The 7,650-nt window shown below is 63.3% G+C and carries 6 protein-coding genes and 2 pseudogenes; 6 read left to right on the top strand and 2 right to left on the bottom strand.

From position 1 onward, the window contains the following. The first annotated feature begins 195 nt into the window (after positions 1 to 195). The 5 genes and pseudogenes from CF70_RS17345 to CF70_RS36660 all read left to right on the top strand — a co-directional run bounded on the left by CF70_RS17345 (position 196) and on the right by CF70_RS36660 (position 5,252). Positions 196 to 1,077, top strand: coding sequence for a LysR substrate-binding domain-containing protein (locus CF70_RS17345; protein WP_035867165.1), 882 nt, complete (start codon positions 196 to 198; stop codon positions 1,075 to 1,077). A 118-nt stretch (positions 1,078 to 1,195) separates the two neighbouring features. Further along, positions 1,196 to 2,857 (top strand): L-lactate permease, encoded by a 1,662-nt coding sequence (locus CF70_RS17340; protein ID WP_035867162.1) that lies wholly within the window; start codon positions 1,196 to 1,198, stop codon positions 2,855 to 2,857. Between the two features lie 40 nt (positions 2,858 to 2,897). Then, positions 2,898 to 4,049, top strand: coding sequence for an alpha-hydroxy acid oxidase (locus CF70_RS17335; protein ID WP_035867160.1), 1,152 nt, complete (start codon positions 2,898 to 2,900; stop codon positions 4,047 to 4,049). Beyond that, positions 4,049 to 4,759 (top strand): annotated as a pseudogene (locus tag CF70_RS17330) (tyrosine-type recombinase/integrase); the annotation flags it as partial. The gene CF70_RS17335 and the pseudogene CF70_RS17330, both read left to right, overlap by 1 nt. Before the next feature lie 241 nt (positions 4,760 to 5,000). Further along, entirely contained in the window at positions 5,001 to 5,252 is a 252-nt protein-coding gene (locus CF70_RS36660; RefSeq protein WP_160172271.1) for a hypothetical protein, read from the top strand. Between the two features lie 722 nt (positions 5,253 to 5,974). Here CF70_RS36660 and CF70_RS37955 read toward each other — a convergent pair. Then, complete coding sequence (locus CF70_RS37955) at positions 5,975 to 6,517, bottom strand: SWIM zinc finger family protein (protein WP_235185094.1); 543 nt, start codon at positions 6,515 to 6,517, stop codon at positions 5,975 to 5,977. A gap of 37 nt (positions 6,518 to 6,554) precedes the next feature. Beyond that, a pseudogene (locus tag CF70_RS37950) lies at positions 6,555 to 6,849 on the bottom strand (tyrosine-type recombinase/integrase); the annotation flags it as partial. Positions 6,850 to 6,963: 114 nt separating this feature from the next. On the opposite strand from CF70_RS37950, the gene mscL reads away from it, so the two are divergent. Then, positions 6,964 to 7,389, top strand: coding sequence for a large conductance mechanosensitive channel protein MscL (mscL, locus tag CF70_RS17315; protein ID WP_035867154.1), 426 nt, complete (start codon positions 6,964 to 6,966; stop codon positions 7,387 to 7,389). Positions 7,390 to 7,650 lie beyond the last annotated feature (261 nt).

Below are 7,650 nucleotides of genomic sequence, written 5' to 3'. Positions count from 1 at the left end.
GATCGGTCAAAGATGTGTATAACCGCATGCGTTAGGCCGGGCAAAGCTCTGTTAGCGGATAGTACTTGCCGAAGATCGTTCAGTTGAAAATCGCATGTGCACTGAACTATAGTTTCGGACGATCCCGCTAACGAGCGGAACTGCGACATTGATCCACGCCAGCCGAGGTTCTCGCGCGGTATGATCCCATTCACTATGGCTACCTCGCGCATCCCCTCGATACAAGGACTGCTGGCGTTCGAGACGCTGGCCCGGTTGCGCAGCGTCACGCTCGCCGGCGAGGAACTCAGTGTCACGCCCAGCGCCGTCAGCCATCGCATCCGGCAGCTCGAATCTCAGCTGGGCATCAAGCTTTTCGCGCGCGGCGACTTCAGCCTGAGCACCGAGGGTGCGGCCTACCTGAACCGTGTGCGCGAGGCGCTGGCCGTGCTGCAGCAGATTCCCAGCCGCGGCAGTGCAGCCGGCACCACACGGCTGCGTGTCGCGGTCACGCCGACCTTTTCTCGCCAGGTGCTTTTACCCAAGCTGGCGCTGTTTCGCCACGCCTATCCGGAGATCGACCTGGTGCTCCAGGTCACGATCCCGATGCTCAACGTGACGGCCGAGGAGGCTGACATCGAACTGCGCTTCGGCACCGGCCCCTATGCGGATCGCGAATCGTTGCACCTCTCGTCCGACGAGGTGACTCCCGTGTGCAGCCCCGAATACTTGAACGAAGCCGGGCCGCTCGACGAATTCGCCACGCTCGACGCGGTCTCGCGCGCCCGCTTGATCCGCTGCCCACTCGAGCCCTGGCGTACCTGGTTCAGCGCAAACGGCATCACGCTGGACGAACCGAGCGGGGGGGCGCAGTTCAACGACATCGGCCTCGTACTCGATGCGGCGGTCGCCGGCTTCGGCGTCGCCCTGATGCGTCTGCGGCTGGGCGCCGCCTGGCTGGACAGCGGTCGGCTGGTTCGCCTCTCGCCGCGCAGCGTGCCCTCGCCGCACCACTACTTTCTGTGCTGGAAGCCGGGCACGCTCGACCGCTGGGAATGCGCGGCCTTTGTCGAGTGGCTGAAGCACGCGCTCGGATGAGCTCCGCCCCGCCCGTTTGAAAATCATTCACGCCGCGGCAACCAACGATTCATCCCAAGCCGCTCGCCGCTGGCTATATTGTTGCCTCAACGACGGATGAACTGTCGAGGAGACTACGATGGTGTGGCAGCAGGTCTACAACCCCTTTGGCAACATGTTCATTTCCACCGCGCTGGCGGCCATTCCCATCGTGGTGATGCTGGCGTGCCTGGGGGTTTTCCACATCAAGGCCCACATTGCGGCCGGTCTGGGCCTGCTCGCCGCCGCACTGGTGGCCGTGTTCGCCTATGGCATGCCGGCCGGCATGGCCGGCCGCGCGGCGCTCTACGGAGGCTTCACCGGGCTGCTGCCGATCGGCTGGATCGTGCTCAACATCATTTTCCTGCAGCAACTCGCCGAGCAGAACGGCAGCTTCAAGATCCTGCAGGACTCGCTCTCGGGCATCACCGAGGACCGGCGGCTGCAACTGCTGCTGATCGCATTTTGCTTCGGCGCCTTCTTCGAGGGGGCCGCCGGCTTCGGCACGCCGGTGGCGGTGACCGCGGGCATCCTGATCGGGCTGGGCTTCTCGCCGCTGGCCGCCTCGGGCCTGTCGCTGATCGCCAACACCGCACCGGTGGCCTTCGGTGCCCTGGGAACGCCGGTCATCACGCTCGCCAAGGTGCACGGCTACGACCTGATGGAGGTCACCGCCATGATCGGCCGCCAGCTGCCGCTGTTTTCGCTGATGGTGCCGTTCTGGCTGATCTGGGCCTTTGCCGGGCGCAAGGCCATGATGGAAATCTGGCCTGCCATTCTGGTGACCGGCCTGTCGTTCGCGATCCCGCAGTACCTGGTCTCGAACTTTATCGGCCCCGAACTGGTGGACATCATCGCGGCGTTGGTCTCGATGGTCTCGCTGGTGCTGTTCCTGCGCGTCTGGCAGCCCAGGAAGATCTGGACCTCGCCGTCGCTCAAGGGCCGCGACGTGAGCGCCGACGAAGCCAAGCCGACCGGCCCGATCGTGCGCCACAGCCGTGCCGAACTGGTGCGCGCCTGGACGCCCTGGGTGATCCTCACGGTGTTCGTGTTCGTCTGGGGGCTGCCCTCGGTCAAGACCTGGCTCGACCACCTCTATGCGCCGAAATTCCCGATGACCGGGCTGCACAACCTGGTCGAGAAAATGCCGCCGGTGGTGCGCGCGCCCAGCAAGGAAGGCGCCGTCTACGTGCTGAGCCTGCTCTCGGCCACCGGCACGGGGATCCTGCTGTCGGCGGTCGTGAGCGCGCTGGTCATGAAGTACAACCCAGTAGAAATCGTGCGCACCTTTTTCCGCACGCTGTGGCTGGGGCGCTACTCATTGTTCACCATCGTGCTGATGCTGGCGCTGGGCACGCTGACGCGTTATTCGGGGACCGACACGACGCTCGGGCTGGCTTTCGCCAACACCGGCGTGCTGTATCCCTTCTTCGGCACGCTGATGGGCTGGCTCGGCGTCGCGATGACGGGTTCGGACACCGCGTCGAACGTGCTGTTCGGCGGCATGCAGAAAGTGGCGGCCGGCCACCTGGGTCTGGGCGCAAACCTGATGGGTGCAGCCAACAGCTCGGGTGGCGTGATGGGCAAGATGATCGACGCGCAGTCGATCGTGGTGGCTTCCACCGCCACGCGTTGGGTCAACCACGAAGGCGATATCCTGCGCTACGTATTCTTCCACTCCATTGCGCTCGCCTGCCTGGTCGGCCTCTTCGTCACGATGCAAGCCTACGTTTGGCCCTTCACCCTGATGGTGGTGCGCTGAGTGCGGCGTTCGAAGCAACAAACCTGAACGAGATTTTCCAATGACCGTCATCACTACCATCGAAGACCTGCGGGTTCTGGCCGAGCGTCGCGTGCCGCGCATGTTCTACGACTACGCCGATTCGGGCTCGTGGACCGAAAGCACCTACCGCGCCAACGAGAGCGACTTCCAGAAAATCAAGCTGCGCCAGCGCGTGGCCGTGAACATGGAGGGCCGCACGACGCGCACCACCATGATCGGGCAGGACGTCGCCATGCCGGTGGCCATCGCGCCGACCGGCTTCACCGGCATGCAGCATGCCGACGGCGAGATACTGGCGGCACGCGCGGCCGAGAAATTCGGCATTCCGTTCTCGCTCTCGACCATGAGCATCTGCTCGATCGAGGACGTCGCGGCGCACACCCAGGCGCCCTTCTGGTTCCAGCTGTACGTCATGCGCGACAAGGATTTCGTCGAACGCCTGATCGAACGCGCCAAGGCTGCGAAGTGCTCGGCGCTAATCCTCACGCTCGACCTGCAGGTGCTGGGCCAGCGCCACAAGGATCTGAAGAACGGCCTGTCGGCGCCACCCAAGGCCACCATCGCCAACCTGATCAACCTGGCGACCAAGCCGCGCTGGTGCCTGGGGATGCTGGGCACGAAGCGCCGCACTTTCGGCAACATCGTGGGCCATGCCAAGGGCGTGGGCGACCTGTCGTCGCTGAGTTCGTGGACGGCCGAGCAGTTCGACCCGGCGCTGAGTTGGGCCGACGTGGAGTGGATCAAAAAGCTGTGGGGCGGCAAGCTGATCCTCAAGGGCATCATGGACTCGGAAGATGCGCGCCTGGCGGCCGCCAGCGGCGCCGATGCGCTGATCGTCAGCAACCACGGCGGCCGCCAGCTCGACGGCGCGCCGTCGACCATCGAGGCGCTGCCGCCCATCGTCGAGGCCGTCGGCTCGCAGATCGAGGTCTGGCTCGACAGCGGCATCCGCTCGGGACAGGACGTGCTCAAGGCCATCGCGCTCGGCGCCAAGGGCACCATGATCGGCCGCGCCTTTCTCTACGGGCTGGGCGCGATGGGCGAGGCCGGGGTCACGAAAACGCTGGAGATCATCCAAAAGGAGCTGGACATCACGATGGCCTTCTGCGGGCACCGGGACATCCGCACGGTCGACCGCTCCATCCTGCTGCCGGGCACCATTCCGTCCTGAATCCGCTCGCGCTGCGGCGAGGGCGCGCGGCAAATGCTTCGCGCGCCCGGCGCTTCGAGCGCTATCTCGACGCGGCGCTCTGGCAGGTTGTGCTCGAGTCGGTCGAGGCCTGGCCGCAGGCCACGGCGCGAGAGCGCCAGCACTACGAGCGCAGCCGTTGGGTGATGCACTTCCTCTACCACACGGCGCTGCGCGCGACCGAGGCCGCCCACGCGAAGGCGGCAGACTTTTTCCATCGACGCGGCCGCTGGTGGCTGCATGTCGTCGGCAAAGGCGGCGCCGAGGGCGAGGTGCCGGTGAGTGATGCCTTGATGGTCGAATTTGGCCGGTACCGCACCTTCCACGGCCTGCCGCCGCTGCCGTCGCCGAGCGACCAAAGCCCGGCCATCCTGAGCGTGGCCGGGGACGTGAAGCGGCACCTGACGCCGACAGCCGTCTATCTGATCGCGAAGGCAGTGTTCGGGCGGGCGGCCGACACGCTCGCGCCCACCGATCCGGCTGGCGCGGCCACGCTGCGTCGCGCCTCCACGCACTGGCAGCGCCATTCGGCCGCCTCACATCAGGCCGACGCCGGCACCGACATCCGCTTCATCCAGAAAAACCTGCGGCACGCCTCGATCGAGACGACGGGCCTCTATCTGCACGCCGAGGACGACCGGCGCCATGCGCACCCGGTGGGGCAGTCACAAGCCCAGCATTCCGCTGCGCCCGTTCCACGACAATCGGTGCTCATCATCGTTGGCCGACCCATCATGAAGCACTCGGACTTCCCCATCGGCCTCGACTTCCGCGGCCCCCACCGGTTTCCGCTGGCGCTGCACCACCGTCGGCACGCGCACGCATCAAAGAGCCACTCATGCGCGACTACCTCAGGCGGGCGCACTGTCGTTGGCCTAACGCGGCCTCATCGATTACGCGCGCCAGATCCCGCGACGGAATCCATTGGCCCCCTTGCGCGATGAATCGAGCGGATGCGTCGACGACGGGTTGGTGGCGGTCATCAGCGGATGCGGGGAGGACCGGGGCAACGACCGACTCCGCGAGGGCGAATTGCTGCTTTTCGAATGCCTCCGGGTCGAGGTGGCCTTCGGTATCGAACGTGAGGATGGAAAACGTTGTTCGAACGACGCGCACCGGTTCTCGCGCCACGAGTTCAACCACCACATCGGCCGTGCGCACGCGTTGCCCAGCAAACGCGATTAAGCAATGATTTTGCGGATCTCGCAGCATCCGCTGGAACTTGGCGGCTGGCAACTGCCACAGGGTATCTTCGCGAGCGATGAGAAACTTTTGGTAAGAAAACCCCATTGTTTCCCCTCATGGACCAACATTGAACTCCCAGTATCGTACACCGCGAGCATGACCGAACCCCGTGCCGTCGCGGTCGGTGACCGGTTCGGGCCGCGAAGGGCTTTTGTCGGCCATGAGCGGCCGTGGAGCGGCGGCGCAACATGTCGCCCGGCGGTAAAGGGGCAGCCAGCCGCGGGGGACAAGCAGGCCACTACCATACGCTTGATCTGCGAAGTCACCGTGAACGTTCACCGGGGATTGGGTGGCATCTGAGTGCATGGTCGGGTTCGTGAACGCAACGCAGACGCAGTTCCCCAGAGTGTCGGTGCACCTGCTGGTCGGTTTTGGCGATGTCCATATAATACATCGCGCTGACCGCGCCGATGCCACCAACGAAGGCTGGCCAAAGCGGGCGGTCCAGCAATACGCTCAACAGGCGCCCGCGAGCGGGGCGCAAACGGTTCCAGAGGGAAATGTTGTGCTGCTCACCCTCTGCTCCGGTGGCCGGGTCGTGGTCATATCGGTCCCGCCAAAGCCAGAGCGCGAATCTGTTCCACCAGCCCATGATGGTTCCTCAATTGACGGAATCGGGTGTGTAGGAAGTTTCGATTCTACGGACGGCAGGAACCCTTGCCTTACCCCTTTAGTAGGGGGGCGCCCTCCTTGGCGGCCGAGACCATAACCCTCACTCGTCCGGACGCGCAAGGGGCGGCGACCGGCATCGAAAAACGATTGAGGTGTGAACTGCGGTAAGAGCCGGACGTGATCACATAAACAAGCGCAAGCGCTGTGTTGGCGGTGGTCGTCTTTTTACTGCCGGGAGACGGAGCGTATTTTGTACGAAAGCCTTCCAGCCAGGTAACCAGTTCAGAGCGAACACTTGACACCGGTTGTGTTGGCATGTGTCCAAGACCCGGGATAAGCAGCGCGGCCACGTGCTTGCAGTCGACGCTGACCGGACACGTACATTCGCCTTCAACCCACATGTCGTCGTCGACATCGTGAAAATACGCGCGCACATCATACGGACGGGTCCGTGTGCCTTGCACCCAGCCGCCCAGTGTGTCGGCGCCGAGCCAGCGCAGCTCCGAGACGGCGTGCACATACTCGCGTGCTTTGGCCACCGTGTGGGAACCTAACCAATCCGTGATTTGCTTGCGATCGTATAAGACGGACATTGCCTGAGGGATTCGGGTTGACAACGCGACAGGCATTTTACAGGGGCTGTTTGCCGGATGGTACCGCGGTTTCCGGCGCGGGCGGTACGTGAGTCGTCTGCGCATGGCGGCGATCATCCTCTGCGTGTAGATAGTGCCGGTCGTCTCGATCGACGCGTGCCGTAGGTTCTTCTGGATGAAGCGCAGATGGTGCCCGCATCGGCCTGATGAAAGGCCGCGCTGTGGCGAAGCCAGTGGGTCGACGCGCGGCGCAGCGTGGCGGCGCCGACCGGATCGGTAGCGTCAAGCGCGTCAGCGGCGCGACGGAACACTTCCCTGACGATCAGGTAGATTTATACCAGTTCCACCTTTGGTCGGCCCATTGGCATGCTGGTATCTCCCGTTCCGTTGATACCAACATCCTACGCAAACATAGATCAGTTAACAACGGAACGGGACGCTAGATCATGGGCATGATCCAGGAATTCAAGTCGTTTGCAATGCGCGGCAACGTGGTGGACTTGGCGGTTGCCGTGATCATCGGCGGCGCCTTCGGAAAAATCGTGGATTCTGTGGTGAATGACCTCATCATGCCGCTGGTAGCGAGAGTCGTCGGCAAGCTCGATTTTTCGAACCTCTTCGTCGTCCTATCTGATCCCCCTCCCGGCATCCCTCACACCCTTGACGCATTGAAGAAGGCCGGCGTCCCGGTTTTCGCCTACGGTAGTTTTATCACCGTGGCAGTCAACTTCCTGATTCTCGCGTTCATCATTTTTGTGATGATCCGGCAGATCAGCAAGTTGCAGAAGCCCCCTGCCGTGGAAGCGCCCGCAACGCCGGAAGACGTGCTGCTCCTGCGAGAGATTCGCGACACCTTGAAATCGCGCGGATGACAATGTGACGTCGTTAGCGTGGCCGCCACAAAAAGCGGCCTGTATTCCACATTCCACTGGAAGAGGGGAAATTGTGCGAGGTAGGTACCTTCACGGATCTGCCCCTCATATGGCTGCGTCACACACGGCGCATCGCGATCGATCTGGTGGCGACGCGATAATTGTTTTTTTTTATATTTTTATAACGTCTCAACCTCTTGTCGGATATGGATGGCGCAGCACTAAGGGAGAGACTGATTTATTCAGTGCGGCGGTCATCAT

It is taken from the genome of Cupriavidus sp. SK-3 (genome assembly GCF_000611145.1).
Taxonomy (GTDB): Bacteria; Pseudomonadota; Gammaproteobacteria; order Burkholderiales; family Burkholderiaceae; genus Cupriavidus.
Note: the sequence above shows the minus strand (reverse complement) of the source record. Positions and strands in the feature narration are given on the sequence as shown.